This is a genomic window from Ancylobacter sp. G4_0304, assembly GCF_047501495.1.
Classification (GTDB): Bacteria; Pseudomonadota; Alphaproteobacteria; order Rhizobiales; family Xanthobacteraceae; genus Ancylobacter.
In genome coordinates this window covers 1-13,815 of sequence record NZ_JAZDRM010000005.1, presented here as the reverse complement: position 1 = coordinate 13,815, position 13,815 = coordinate 1, and the positions used below count along the sequence as shown (strand labels likewise).

Sequence of the window (13,815 nt, the reverse complement as noted above, 5' to 3'; positions counted from 1 at the left end):
GGTCATGATCCGCGTTTGGCCGGGGTGAGCGCGGCGCTACGGCGCCGGCTCCGCCAGACATTGTGGAGCTGCAACATGTAGGACAGGCCGCGGAAGGTGTGGAAGATCGCCATGCGTACGAAGCGGATGGTGCCCAGCAGCACGCCGGGGTTCACGCGGCGCGCATCCTGGAATTTCTTCCATTCGTCGGCATTGGCGAAGATCAGGTCCGCGACCAGGCGGTGATGCATGGGAATCTCGGGCTGGAACTCGCAGCCCAGCACGAGGCCGGTGTCGTCGCGCTCGACGTTGCGTATCGCCATGGGCAGCGTGTCGATGGTGATGTCGGTGGCTTCCGGGGCGAAGCGCAGCAGGGCGTGCATGCCGCGCTCGATCTCCGGCAGGCCGAGATTGGGGTTCACGCGGATGCGCGCGCCGCCGACCGAGCCGTCTTCCATCATCGAGGGATAGATCAGCCCGTTGATGATGATCTCGCAGCGCCGCGCCAGGTTGACGCGGTGGGTGCGGCGGCGGTTGGCGCGCTCGGAGACCACGCCGAGCGCGCAGCCGATGAACAGGATGTTCAACAGGTTCCAGCACCCGACCACGATGATGACGTCGGCGTTGTAGGGCTCGGTCAGCAGGCGATAGATCGTCACCACCACGCCGAGGATCAGGATGGCGTAGATGATGAAGAACGGCCGGCCGATCTCCGAGACCCGGCTCTCGCCCATGTTCTCGCCCTTGGCCGTGACGTTGAAGGTCGGCTTGTGCGGGTTGGCGATCACGGCGAGCAGGGCCGGGAACAGGTAGATCGACTGGATGTATTCGTAGAGCTCCGACACCCAGGGCCAGCGATACTTGCCGTACAAGTAGTTCTGGATGAGCAGGTTCACCAGCATATAGGTCGTGGTGTAGGCCATGAACTCGGCGCCGGAGGCGTTGAAGATCTCAAGGCCGAAGAACAGGTAGAACAGCGGCGAGACCAGGAACATCAGGCGCGCATAGGGGAACAGCCAGAACAGCACGGAGGAGCAGTAGCTCAGGCGCTGCTCCAGCCGCAGGCCGCGCTTGAAGGGCGGGAAGTGGAAGCGCAGGATCTGCATCATGCCCTGCGCCCAGCGCGAGCGCTGGCCGATGAAGCTGGCGAAGCTGTCCGGCTGCAGGCCGGCGATCAGCGGCTTCTCGACATAGACCGAGTGCCAGCCCTTGGCGTGCAGGCCGAGCGCGGTCTCGCAGTCCTCGGTGATGGTGATGCCGCTGAAACCGTCGGTTTCCTTGAGCGCCTTGCGGCTGAGCACCGCCGCCGAGCCGCAGAAGAACGCCGCATCCCACTTGTCCAGGCCGCGCTGGATGATGCCGTAGAACATCTCGTTCTCGGACTGCATGTAGGTGAAGGTGTCGATGTTGCGTTCGAGCGGGTCGGGATTGATGAAGAAGTGCGGCGTCTGCACCAGGAACAGATTGTCCATCTCGCAGAAATAGCCGACGGTTTCCTGCAGGAAGGTGCGGGCGGGAACGTGGTCGGCGTCGAACACCACCACCAGGTCGCTGGTGGAATGTTCGAGGCCGTTGTTCAGGTTGCCGGCCTTGGCGTGTTCGTTGCGCGCGCGCGTGAGGTAGTTGACGCCGAAATCCGCGCAGAGCTGCTGCAACTCGCGCCGGCGGTTCTGGGCCTCCAGCGCCTTTGTCGGGTCGTTCTGCTCGCATTTCTGGTCGGTGCCGCCATCGTCCAGCAGCCAGATGGTGAGCTTGTCGGCCGGGTAGTCCATGCCCTTCGCCGCCGCCACCGTGGTGATCAGCAGGTCCTTGGGCTCGTTATAGGTCGGGATGAACACGTCGACGGTCGGGGTGTCGTCGGCCGGAATCGGCGGCGCCGAGCGTATCGGCATCGGCGAGGACACCACGAACAGGCTGAGGAACAGCATGAAAACGCTGTACATTTCAGCGAGATAGAGCATGAAGCCGGGAATGAAGTCCTCGACCTGGCTGATCGGCGGAATCGTGCTGGTGGTGCGCCAGTAGACGTAGCGCAGCACGATGGCGGTGCCGAGGGCGAGCGCGATCATGCGGAACACGCCGACGGGCGGGCCGAAGGTCTTCAGAAGCACGATCGCGCACACGACGATGCAGCCGGCGATCAGGTGGGCCTGCAGGCTGATCGGGAGGGTGATCAACAGCACCACCACGATCGAGGCAATCGCCCACAAGCCGGTAACCCATGCAGTGCGCATTGTCGCTCCAAACCCGGTTTCAGCTCGCGCTGATCATTTCATCTCGTCAGTGTCTTAAATGACTAGAGGTTGAGGAAATCTATCCAAACCCAAACTTCATGGCCATTCGTCGATTCCAACCAGTTGCTCGGCAGGCTAAAGTTCCGAAGACGCAGGTGATTCGGCGGGGTTTCACCCGCTGTTTTTTTACTTGCGCCTGGGGGTGGGTTTTCGCCGTGTCGGCGGCCCAAACATTCAGACGAGGTCATGAGACAACGGAACACCCGCGCGCCTTTCTGGGGAGGTCTGGCTGTTTCCGTTGCTTTGCTCGCGGCGGGCTGCTCCCCGTATCCGTGGTATGGCACGAACATCAAGGTGATGACCTCCACTGTCGAGGTTCCGCTCTCTGACGCCATCGTGCTGCCGGAGCCGGGCGCCGCGCCGCGCGTGCTCGCGGTGCTGGAGACACGCTATTATAACGCGGTCGAGCAGGAAATCGCGCTCGAAACCAATTCCTATGCGCGCGGCCAGAACGCCTTCCATGCCGTGTTCTTCGGTCCGGTGAAGGAACGCACCGGCAGCGAGAACCTGCGCGCCGACGACTGGCTGAACGAAGAAGTCATCGACGACGAGATGACCGAGCGCATGCCCGGCATTTCGATGCATGTCTCAAACTACTTCGTGCAGAACCGCTACGGGCCGTTCAACTATGCCATGGGCATCGGCGGCGCCGGCGAATTGTGCATGTATGCGTGGCAGCGCATCCAGTCACAGGCTCCACTCTACATACTGATGCGCGACCGCGGCATCATCGCGCTGCGCCTGCGCCTGTGCCAGGTGGGGGCGACCGAGCAGGACCTGCTGCGCGTGATGTACCGCTTCTCGATCAACGCCTATTTCCTGCCGAAGGGCTGGCAGCCCTATGGCCGTCCGCTCGGCGAGCCCGAGGGCATCGGTCGCATCGGCGGGCCGCTGGCCTACCCGTCCGGCCTGCAGGGTGACGGCACGGTGCTCGATGGCTGGCTCGGACCGGAGCCGCGCGCCACTGTTGCGCCCGCCCCCCGGCGCAGCGCCCCGCGCCCCCCTCGCTACGGCGCGCCGGTGGCGCAGCCCGAGCAGGTCTATACCGAGCCGTTCTACCAGCAGCCGCAAGGCCAGGAGAGCCCGCTCTACCCGGTGGAGGGCTATCCGCAAGTGCCCGGACCGGGCGTGTCCACCCAGCTCGCGCCGTCCGCCACGCCGAGCGTAGTGCGCGGCACGCCGCCGGCCGGCACGGTGGTCGATCCCGCGCCCTCGCGCAGCGTGACGACGCCGAGCCAGAACTCGCCCTTCAGCGCGCCGCCGACCATCCCAGGCCTGCCCTCCGGCCAGTCGCCGTCGACGGGGACGACGGGCGCCCCGGTGCGGCTGGTGCCGGGCGCGTCGAGCTACCCCTCGACCGCCAACTGAAACCGCGCGCCCGTGACCGGGCGCGCCTTGTTTCCGACGCTGCCGAAGTCACATTTCTGTCCTCATACCAAGAGTGCCTTGCCGAGCGGCCCTTTCCGGCGACATGCTCTCCTGACGCAGGAGGAGACGACCGGTATGAGCGAAAATCGCCGCCACGACGTGCATGATGCCAGCGCCGCCCGCCGCGGGGCGGCCGACTTCCGGCTGCTCGGCGCGCTGGAGCGCAAGGTGTCCTGGCTTTCGGCCTGGACCATCCACCACGCCAACCATGTCCGCCCCAATGCCGACGGGCTGAAGGTCGGCGGCCATCAGGCCTCCTCGGCCTCGCTGTCCACGATCCTGACCGCGCTGTATTTCTCGGTGCTGCGCCCGCAGGACCGCGTGGCGGTGAAGCCCCATGCCTCGCCGATCTTCCACGCCATCCAGTATATGCTCGGCCACCAGACGCGGGAGAAGCTGGAGAATTACCGCGGCTACAAGGGCGCACAGTCCTATCCCTCGCGTACCAAGGACATTGACGACGTGGACTTTTCCACCGGCTCGGTCGGGCTCGGGGTGGCGCAGACGCTGTTCGCCAGCCTGGTGCAGGACTATGTGCGCGCCCACAAATTCGGCGACCGCCAGCTGGACGGGCGGATGATCGCGCTGGTCGGCGACGCCGAGATGGACGAGGGCAATATCTATGAGGCCCTGCTCGAAGGCTGGAAGCAGGGTCTGCGCAATTGCTGGTGGATCCTCGACTACAATCGCCAGAGCCTCGATGCGGTGATCCGCGAGGGCCTGCCGGCGCGGCTTGAGGCGCTGTTCCGCGCCTTTGGCTGGGAGGTGGTGACGCTGAAATACGGCGCGCGGCTGATGGAAGCGTTCGCCGAGCCCGGCGGTGACAAGCTGCGCGACTGGATCGACCGCGCGCCCAACCAGCTCTATTCGGCGCTGACCTTCCAGGGCGGCGCGGCCTGGCGCAAGCGCCTCAATGACGATCTCGGCGACCAGGGCCCGCTCACCGCGCTGATCGACAAGCGCTCCGACGAGGAACTCTCGGCGCTGATGACCAATCTGGGCGGCCACGACCTGCCCTCGCTGACCGAGGCCTTCGCCGCGATCGACCACGACCGGCCGGTGCTGTTCATCACCTACACCATCAAGGGCTACGGCCTGCCGCTCGCCGGCCACAAGGACAACCATGCCGGACTGATGACCCCGGCGCAGATGGAAGGCTTCCGCACCTCCATGGATGTGCGCCGCGGCCATGAGTGGGACCGGTTCGAGGGGCTCGACGTGGCGCCGGCGGAGCTGGAACGCTTCCTGGCCGAGGTGCCGTTCAACGCGCTGGGCAAGCGCCGCTTCGAGGATGTGCACCTGCCGGTGCCTTCGACGCTGGCGCTGCCCAAGCAGCCGGAGCTGTCGACCCAGCAGGGCTTCGGCCTGATCATGGCGGAGCTCGGCAAGCAGGGCGGACCGCTGGCGGACCGCATCGTCACCACCTCGCCGGACGTTACGGTCTCCACCAATCTCGGCGGCTGGGTGAACCGGCGCGGGGTGTTCGCCCCGCAGGAGATTGCCGACCTGTTCCGCGCCGAGCGCATCCCCTCCACCTTCGACTGGACCGCCTCGCCGCGCGGCCAGCACATGGAGCTCGGCATCGCGGAGATGAACCTGTTCATCCTGCTTTCCGCGCTCGGCCTGTCGCATTCGCTGTTCGGCGCGCGGCTGATTCCGGTCGGCACGCTGTACGACCCGTTCATCCAGCGCGGCCTCGATGCGCTCAACTATGCCTGCTACCAGGACGCCCGCTTCATTCTGGTGGCGACACCCTCCGGGCTCACGCTGGCGCCGGAAGGCGGCGCGCACCAGTCGATCGGCACGCCGCTGATCGGCATGGCGCAGGACGGGCTCGCCGCCTTTGAGCCGGCCTATGTCGACGAGTTGTCGATCATCCTGCGCTGGGCGTTCGACTATCTCCAGCGCGAGGGCGTGCCGCTGCCGGAAGTCGAGGCCGAGGAGCAGAGCTGGCTGCGCGACGAGACCGGCGGCTCGGTCTATCTGCGGCTGTCGACCCGCACGCTGGCGCAGCCGGCGCGTGACATCACCCCCGCGCTGGAGCGCGACATCATCGAGGGCGGCTACTGGGTGCGCCGGCCGGGGCCGAATGCCGAGGTGGTGGTGGTCTATACGGGCGTGGTGGCGCCCGAGGCGATCGAGGCGGTGGGGCTGATGGCCGAGGACCGCAAGGATGTCGGCCTCCTCGCCGTCACCTCCGCCGACCGCCTCAATGCCGGCTGGACCGCCTCGGCCCGCGCCCGCGAACGCGGCCTCGTCAAGGCGCGCAGCCATGTCGAGCGCCTGCTCGCCGACGTGCCGCAGGGCTGCTCGCTGGTCACGGTGCTCGACGGTCATCCCGCGACGCTGGGCTGGCTCGGCTCGGTCGCCGGCCACCGCACCCGCGCGCTCGGCGTCGAGCATTTCGGCCAGACCGGCTCGATCGCCGACCTCTACCGCCATCATGGCATCGACGCCAACGCCATCGTCGCGGCCGCGCAGTCGGTGGCGCCGGGCAAGCCGATCCGCTACCTCCGCGCGCTCGAAGGGTGATCGCCATGAGCTGTCGATCGAGGTTCGCCACGCTTGGCGGTGCGGCGGCCCTCGCCGTGCTGCTGGCGCTGCCGGCCGCCGGTCAGTCGCTGAAGCCCGACGAGGTTCTGTCCTCGATCGTGGTTCGCCCCCTGAGCGCGCCCGATCCGGTGCGCGGCGCCGACGGGCGGGTGCACCTGGCCTATGAGCTGGCGGTGAGCAATGCCAGCGCCTGGTACGTCCGGCTCGACCGGCTGGAGAGCGTCGATGCCTCCGGCAACCTGCTCGCCACGCTGTCGGGCGAGGGCTTGACGGCGATGACGCATTTTTATGCCGGCAGGGACGGCGCCATCGCGCCCGGCGGCTCGGCCGTGGTGTTTCTCGACGTCAGCCTCGATGCCGGCGCCACCTTGCCCGCACAGGTCTCCGCCCGCACCACCGCGACGCGGCTGAAGGAGGAGAACGGCACGCTGGTGCCCGACGCCTCGGATGGCCCCGCGCCGGCCGTCTACACCTTCACCGGCGCGCCTGTGGTGCCCGGGCCCCCGGCCGTGGTGGTGGCGCCGCCGCTGCGCGGCAAGGGCTGGGTCGCGGTCAGCGGCTGCTGCGACGCACTCACCGCCCATCGCGGGGCGATCCTGGCCATCAATGGCCGTCAGGTCGCGCCGGAGCGCTTCGCCATCGATTGGGTGAAGCTTCAGGAGGACGGGCATCTGTTCACCGGCCACGGCACCAGGCTGGCCGACTACGCCTATTATGGCGACCCGATCCTCGCCGCCGCCGATGGCGTGGTGGTGAACCGCTATGACGAGGCGGACGAGCAGGTGCCGGGGCCGGACGCCAAGCCGACCGGGATCGTGCCGGCCAATATCGGCGGCAACATGCTGGTCGTCGACATTGGCGGAGGCGCCTATGCCTTCTACGCCCATCTCCAGCGCGGCAGCCTCAAGGTCGGGCTCGGCGACCGGGTGAAGACCGGCGACGTCATCGGCCTTCTGGGCAACACCGGCAATTCCACCGCGCCGCACCTGCATTTCCATGTGATGGACGGCCCCTCGCCGCTGAATGCCAGCGGCCTGCCCTATGTCTTCACCCGCTTTTCCGGGCAGGGCACGCTTTCGCCGGGCAATGAGGACGAGCTGGAGAACGGCAAGAAGGCGCGCATCGAGCCGCGCCTTGTCGGCGCGATGACAGACGCGCTGCCGCTGAACAACCAGGTTGTCGATTTCGAATAGGGCGCGGCAGGGCTTCCAGAGCGGGCGGCGATTCGGCTAGTCTTCTGTGATCACAGTGACCAGCCGAGTCGAGTCATGAGCACCCATCTTGATCACGCCCGCATCGTCCTGCGCCCGGCACGCTCCGGCGACGGTCAGGCGCTGTTCGATATCACCTGGCTATCGGTCAAGGGCTTGTCGGTCCAGCATTATTCCCCCGAGCAGATCGCCGGTTGGATGGGCCGGCGCGACGCGGATTATTACGAGGTGCTGATCGGCCGGGGCGCCATCACCGTCGCCGAGCTGGATGGCGCGTTGATCGGCTTCGTCGATGCGGTGCCCGGCGAGGTGACGCGGCTGTTCCTGCACCCGAAAGCCGCCGGGGCCGGTCTCGGCAGCCGGCTGCTGGAGATCGGCATCGCGCAGGCGCGCCGCGACCATGACGGACCGGTCCGTGTCGAATCCACGCTGAACGCGGCCGGATTCTACCAGCGCCACGGCTTCGAGGTGGTCGGCACTGGCTATTTCTCGCACGGCATCGGCGGCGCGCCGATCGAGATCGTGGCGATGGAACTGGCCTGAGCGGCAAGGCTTACCGTGCCGCAGGTGCCAAAATGAAAAGGCCCTCTCGCGGGAGAGGGCCTTTCCTCGTGTGATCACGCGTCGGCGTGTCAGTCCGCCGGATCTTCCAGCGGGTTCGAGCGCAGCGTCGCATCGCCCGTGGCGCGCGCCGCCGCGCGCGGTACCGGGCGCTCGGCAACGGTCTCGCTGGAGGGCAGGCGGGCCAGCATCGTCTTGTCGATGGTGACGATGCGCAGCACGTTGGTGGTACCCGGCATGGCAAAGGGCACGCCGGCGGTGATCGCGATGCGGTCGCCTTCGCGGGCGAAGCCGTGTTCCAGCGTCACCTGCGTCGCCTTGTTGGCCATCTCGCCGAAGGTGTGGATTTCCTCGGGCGCGTGGACGACATGGACGCCATAGGACAGCACCAGCCGGCGGGCGGTGTCGAGGCGGCTGGCAATGCCGACGATCGGGATGCGCGCGCGCTCGCGGGCGGCGTGCAGCGTCGTGGTGCCGGAGAGCGTGTAGGTCACGATCGCCGCCGCATCGACCGCGTTCGCCGCCTGATAGGCGGCCTGGGTCACCGCATTGGCGACGTTGTGGCCTTCCTCGGGGCGCTGGGAATCGATGATCTTGCGATAGCCGGGATCGCGCTCCACGTGCTTGATGATCTGATCCATCATCGCCACCGCTTCGACCGGGTACTGGCCGGCGGCGCTTTCCGCCGAGAGCATGACGGCGTCGGCGCCCTCATACACGGCATTGGCGACGTCCGAGACCTCGGCGCGGGTCGGCACCGGGGCGGAAATCATCGATTCCAGCATCTGGGTGGCGACGATCACCGGCTTGCCCTGGCGGCGGCACTCGCGGATCACCCGCTTCTGCAGCGCCGGCAGTTCCGGCAGCGACAGCTCGACGCCGAGATCGCCGCGCGCGAACATCACGCTGTCGGTCAGTTCAATGACGCGGGTGAGGTGGTCGATCGCCGCCGGCTTTTCCAGCTTGAGGTTGATCTGGGCGCGGTCCTCGATCAGCTCGCGGGCCTCGATGATGTCCTCGGGGCGCTGCACGAAGGAGAGCGCAATCCACTCCACGCCCTGGTCGAGCGCGAAGGTGAGGTCGGAACGGTCCTTGTCGGTGAGCGCCGAGACCGGCAGCACCACGTCGGGAACGTTGAAGCCCTTGTTGTTGGACAGCCGGTTACCGGCGATGACCGCGGCCTCGATGAAGCCGGCGCCCTTCTTGACCACCTTCACGCGGACCTTGCCGTCGTCGAGCAGGACGGTGGAGCCCTCATGCAGGGCTTCGAGAATTTCCGGGTGCGGGATCGGCACGCGGGTCTCGTCGCCCGGCGTCGGGTCGGTGTCGAAGCGGATGGTGCTGCCAGCGGTCAGGTTGATGAAGCCGTCGACGAACCGTCCAAGGCGCAGCTTGGGCCCCTGAAGATCGGCCAGCACGCCGATGGGGCGGCGGACTTCCTTCTCCAGCGCGCGCACGTCGGCGATCACCCGGCCGTGGTTCTCCTGCGTCCCGTGGCTGAAATTCATCCGGAACACATCAACGCCGGCCTCGTACAGGGCCTTGATCTTCTCGGGGCTGGACGACGCCGGCCCGAGGGTCGCCACGATCTTGGTCGCGCGTTCCCGCCTGCTGTACATGGGTTCCTCCGTGATTATGAATTCAGTTCTCGATTCAACTTCGATGATATGAACCAAAACGAGGGGCGTGTCTCGCAGATGTTGTTTTGCATTGCAGCGTGTCGATTCGGCGACATCAGTATTCACGTTTGCGCGGGGTGCTGTTCGCAAGTGCTCGCGGGGCGCGTCGCGCGGTGCGGCGCGGCAAGGGAGCGCTAACCACGCCGCTGCGCCAGCCTGGGCCGGTGACGGAATCGGGCTTGCTGGTATTTAGAATTCTGTATACCAATTAGCTGTCTAGAGCGCGCGGTCTTTTTGCACAGGTGCGGTATCCACGGCATGGCTCGTGCATCGGAGAGGCTTCCTACATGCGGCATACGGCGACCCCTGTCGCCGGTCGCGAATGGCGTGTGCCTCCGGTGTGGCCTTGGCTCGCTGGCCGGAAGCCGCTGGCTCGGATGTAGGTCACTGACGAACACGTCCCGTGGCACCGATACATCCAGGACACGCTCATGACCCGACCGATCAAGAAATTGCTGGTCGCCAACCGCTCCGAAATCGCCATCCGCGTGTTTCGGGCCGCCTCCGAGCTCGGCATCGCCACCGTCGCGATCTATGCCGAGGAGGACAAGCTCTCCCTCCACCGCTTCAAGGCGGACGAGGCCTATCAGGTCGGGCGCGGGCCGTGGCTGGCGAAGCCGCTCGGCCCGATCGACGCCTATCTGTCGATTGACGAGGTGATCCGCGTCGCCAAAGAGGCGAAGGTCGACGCCATCCATCCCGGCTACGGCTTCCTGTCGGAAAGCCCGGAATTCGCCGAGGCGTGTGACGAGGCCGGCATCGTGTTCATCGGGCCGACGCCGCAGACCATGCGCACGCTCGGCAACAAGGTCGCCGCGCGCAATCTCGCCATTTCCGTCGGCGTGCCGGTCATGCCCGCGACCGAGCCGCTGCCGGACGATGACGCCTTGGTGCTGGAGGCGGCGCGCAAGGTCGGCTACCCCGTCATGCTCAAGGCGAGCTGGGGCGGCGGCGGGCGCGGCATGCGCCCGATCGAGAGCGAGGACAAGCTGCTCGACGCGGTGATGACCGCCAAGCGCGAAGCCAAGGCTGCCTTCGGCAAGGACGAGGTCTATCTCGAAAAGCTGGTGCGCCGCGCGCGCCATGTCGAGGTGCAGATCCTCGGCGATACCCATGGCAATCTGGTCCATGTCTTCGAGCGCGACTGCTCGATCCAGCGCCGCAACCAGAAGGTCATCGAGCGCGCCCCGGCGCCTTATGTCGATGAGGCGACCCGAAAGGGACTGACCGACGCCGCGCTCGCCATCGGCCGGGCCACCGATTATGTCGGCGCCGGCACGGTCGAGTTCCTGATGGATTCCGACACCGGGGCCTTCTACTTCATCGAGGTGAACCCGCGCATCCAGGTCGAGCACACCGTGACCGAGGTCGTCACCGGCCTCGACCTGATCAAGGCGCAGATCAAGATTCTCGAAGGCGGCCATATCGGCAAGGTCGAGGAGACCGGCATTCCGGAGCAGGGCGACATCGCGCTGAACGGCCATGCCATGCAGTGCCGCATCACCACGGAAAATCCCGAGAACAACTTCATCCCGGACTATGGCCGCATCACCGCCTATCGCGGCGCCATGGGCTTCGGCATCCGCGTTGACGGCGGCACCGCCTATTCCGGCGCGGTGGTGACGCGGTTCTATGACCCGATGCTGGAGAAGGTGACCGCCGGGGCGCCGACCGGCGAGGAAGTGATCGCCCGCATGTACCGCGCGCTGCGCGAGTACCGCATCCGCGGCGTCGCCACCAATCTGCCGTTCCTGGAGAACGTCCTCACCCATGAGGACTTCACCCAGTGCCGCTACACCACGCGCTTCATCGACTCCACGCCCGAACTGTTCGACTTCGGCGGCCGGCGTGACCGCGCGACGAAGCTGCTGGCGTGGATCGCCGATGTCACGGTGAACGGCCACCCGGAGGTAAAGGGCCGTGCGAAGCCCTCCGCCACCGCCCGCGTGCCCGAGCCCCCGAGCTTCCTCAACGCGCCGGCGCCCGGCACGCGGCAGCTTTTGGAACAACTCGGCCCCAAGGGCTTCGCCGACTGGATGCTGGCGCAGAAGCGGGTGCTGGTCACCGACACCACGATGCGCGACGCCCACCAGTCGCTGCTCGCCACCCGCATGCGCGCCTACGACATCGCGAAGGTCGCCGATTCCTACGCCCGCGGCCTGCCCGAGCTCTTGTCGCTGGAATGCTGGGGCGGCGCGGCCTTCGACGTTTCGATGCGCTTCCTCTCGGAAGACCCGTGGGAGCTGCTCGCCAAGATCCGCGCCAATGTGCCGAACGTGCTCACCCAGACCCTGGTGCGCGGCGCCAATGGCGTGGGCTATGCCAATTATCCCGACAATGTGGTGCGCTTCTTCATCCGCCAGGCGGCGGATGCCGGCATGGACATCTTCCGTGTCTTCGACTGCCTCAACTGGATCGAGAACATGCGCATCTCGATCGACGAGGCGCTGAAGACCGGCAAGCTGGTGGAAGGCGCGATCTGCTACGCCGGCGACCTCTTGGACCCCGACCGCTCCAAGTACAATCTCAAATACTACGTCTCCATGGCGAAGGAGCTGGAGAAGACCGGCGTCCACATTCTCGGCCTCAAGGACATGGGCGGCCTCGTCAAGCCGGCGGCCGCGAAGGTGCTGTTCAAGGCGCTGAAGGAAGAGGTCGGCCTGCCGATCCACTTCCACACCCACGACACCTCCGGCGTTGCAGCAGCCTCGGTGCTGGCGGCGGTGGAGGCGGGGGTCGACGCGGTCGACCTCGCCATGGACGCGATGAGCGGGATGACCTCGCAGCCCTGCCTCGGTTCGATCGTCGAGGCGCTGCGCGGCTCCGAGCGCGACACCGGCCTCGACCCGGAAGCGATCCGGCGCATCAGCTTCTATTGGGAAGGCGTGCGCGCGCAATACGCCGCCTTCGAAAGCGACCTCAAGGGGCCGGCCTCCGAAGTCTATCTCCACGAGATGCCGGGCGGGCAGTTCACCAATCTCAAGGAGCAGGCACGCTCCATGGGTCTGGAGAGCCGCTGGCACGAGGTCGCCAAGGCCTATCGCGATGCCAACGACCTGTTCGGCGACATCATCAAGGTCACGCCCTCTTCCAAGGTGGTGGGCGACCTCGCATTGATGATGGTGAGCCAGGGTCTTACCGCGGCCGACGTGCTCGATCCCACCCGCGACGTCGCCTTCCCGGCCTCGGCGGTGGCGATGCTGCATGGCGAATACGGGCAGCCGGTCGGCGGCTGGCCGCAGGCCTTGCAGAAGAAGGCGCTGAAGGGCGAAGAACCGATCACGGTGCGTTACGGCTCGCTGATCCCGGAGGCGGATCTGGAGGCCGAGCGGGCCGAGGTGTCGAAGCTGGTCGGCCACGAGGCGAGCGACCGCGAGCTGGCATCCTATCTGATGTACCCGAAGGTGTTCGCCGATTTCGCGCCCGTGGTCGCCAAATTCGGCCCGGTCTCGGCGCTGCCGACCCCGGTGTTTTTCTACGGCATGAAGCCGGGCGACGAGACCGTGATCGAGATCGAGCGCGGCAAGGCGCTGATGGTCCGGCTCACCGCCATCGGCGAGACCCGCGACGACGGCATGGTCGAGGTGTTCTTCGAGCTCAACGGCCAGCCGCGCATGATCGTGGTGGTGGACCGCGACGCGGTGCCGAAGGTCGCCGGCCGCCGCAAGGCGGAGGAGGGCAACGAGTTCCACGTCGCTGCGCCGATGCCCGGTACCATCTCCTCGCTCGCCGCCCTTACCGGGCAGGCGGTCAAGGCCGGTGATGTCCTGTTGACCATCGAGGCGATGAAGATGGAAACCGCGATCCACGCCCCTCGCGCGGGCAAGGTGCTGGAGATACTGGTGGCGCCCGGCAGTTCCATTGATGCCAAGGACCTGCTCGCCATACTGGAAGACTGAACGAAAACCGCCGGACGTAATGGCGGGACTGATGACATCTTGAGACTACCTTCTTGGGAGGAAGGCGAATGAAGCTGAGCATTTTGCACGAAGACGTTTTGGTTGAGCCCCGTGTTTCGGGTTCGGTTGAGACGGTGAAGCGGTTTGTCGGTCTTGGTGCCGAGGTTGTTGTGGCGTCGGGGGCGGGTCTGGCGTCGGGGGTGTCGGACGC

7 protein-coding genes are annotated in these 13,815 nt (G+C 66.6%); 5 read left to right on the top strand and 2 right to left on the bottom strand.

All coding sequences use genetic code 11. The annotated features are described in order from the left end of the window. Nucleotides 1-2: 2 nt before the first annotated feature. Nucleotides 3-2,213, bottom strand: coding sequence for a UDP-forming cellulose synthase catalytic subunit (bcsA, locus tag VRZ77_RS04115; protein WP_414591396.1), 2,211 nt, complete (start codon nucleotides 2,211-2,213; stop codon nucleotides 3-5). A 357-nt stretch (nucleotides 2,214-2,570) separates the two neighbouring features. Here bcsA and bcsN point away from each other — a divergent pair, with 357 nt between their 5' ends. The 4 genes from bcsN to VRZ77_RS04095 all read left to right on the top strand — a co-directional run bounded on the left by bcsN (nucleotide 2,571) and on the right by VRZ77_RS04095 (nucleotide 8,008). Next, nucleotides 2,571-3,641, top strand: a complete 1,071-nt coding sequence (gene bcsN, locus VRZ77_RS04110) for a cellulose biosynthesis protein BcsN (RefSeq protein ID WP_414591395.1) — start codon at nucleotides 2,571-2,573, stop codon at nucleotides 3,639-3,641. Nucleotides 3,642-3,776: 135 nt separating this feature from the next. After that, complete coding sequence (locus VRZ77_RS04105) at nucleotides 3,777-6,233, top strand: transketolase (RefSeq protein ID WP_414591394.1); 2,457 nt, start codon at nucleotides 3,777-3,779, stop codon at nucleotides 6,231-6,233. Between the two features lie 5 nt (nucleotides 6,234-6,238). Beyond that, nucleotides 6,239-7,447, top strand: a complete 1,209-nt coding sequence (locus VRZ77_RS04100; RefSeq protein ID WP_414591393.1) for a M23 family metallopeptidase — start codon at nucleotides 6,239-6,241, stop codon at nucleotides 7,445-7,447. 75 nt (nucleotides 7,448-7,522) lie between these two features. Beyond that, nucleotides 7,523-8,008, top strand: coding sequence for a GNAT family N-acetyltransferase (locus VRZ77_RS04095; protein WP_414591392.1), 486 nt, complete (start codon nucleotides 7,523-7,525; stop codon nucleotides 8,006-8,008). A gap of 89 nt (nucleotides 8,009-8,097) precedes the next feature. On the opposite strand, the gene pyk is transcribed toward VRZ77_RS04095, so the two are convergent. Further along, nucleotides 8,098-9,645 carry a pyruvate kinase gene (gene pyk, locus VRZ77_RS04090; RefSeq protein ID WP_414591391.1) on the bottom strand — a complete coding sequence of 516 codons (1,548 nt, stop codon included), beginning with the start codon at nucleotides 9,643-9,645 and terminating at the stop codon, nucleotides 8,098-8,100. Between the two features lie 491 nt (nucleotides 9,646-10,136). Between pyk and pyc the strand changes: the two genes are divergently transcribed. After that, nucleotides 10,137-13,604, top strand: coding sequence for a pyruvate carboxylase (gene pyc, locus VRZ77_RS04085; protein ID WP_414591390.1), 3,468 nt, complete (start codon nucleotides 10,137-10,139; stop codon nucleotides 13,602-13,604). Nucleotides 13,605-13,815 lie beyond the last annotated feature (211 nt).

Excerpts from the sequence above, each read along its gene's own strand:
- bcsN (WP_414591395.1), top strand. The coding sequence starts at position 2,571 with ATGACCTCCACTGTCGAGGTTCCGCTCTCTGACGCCATCGTGCTGCCG.
- VRZ77_RS04105 (WP_414591394.1), top strand. The coding sequence starts at position 3,777 with ATGAGCGAAAATCGCCGCCACGACGTGCATGATGCCAGCGCCGCCCGC.
- pyk (WP_414591391.1), bottom strand. The coding sequence starts at position 9,645 with ATGTACAGCAGGCGGGAACGCGCGACCAAGATCGTGGCGACCCTCGGG.
- VRZ77_RS04100 (WP_414591393.1), top strand. The coding sequence starts at position 6,239 with ATGAGCTGTCGATCGAGGTTCGCCACGCTTGGCGGTGCGGCGGCCCTC.
- bcsA (WP_414591396.1), bottom strand. The coding sequence starts at position 2,213 with ATGCGCACTGCATGGGTTACCGGCTTGTGGGCGATTGCCTCGATCGTG.
- VRZ77_RS04095 (WP_414591392.1), top strand. The coding sequence starts at position 7,523 with ATGAGCACCCATCTTGATCACGCCCGCATCGTCCTGCGCCCGGCACGC.
- pyc (WP_414591390.1), top strand. The coding sequence starts at position 10,137 with ATGACCCGACCGATCAAGAAATTGCTGGTCGCCAACCGCTCCGAAATC.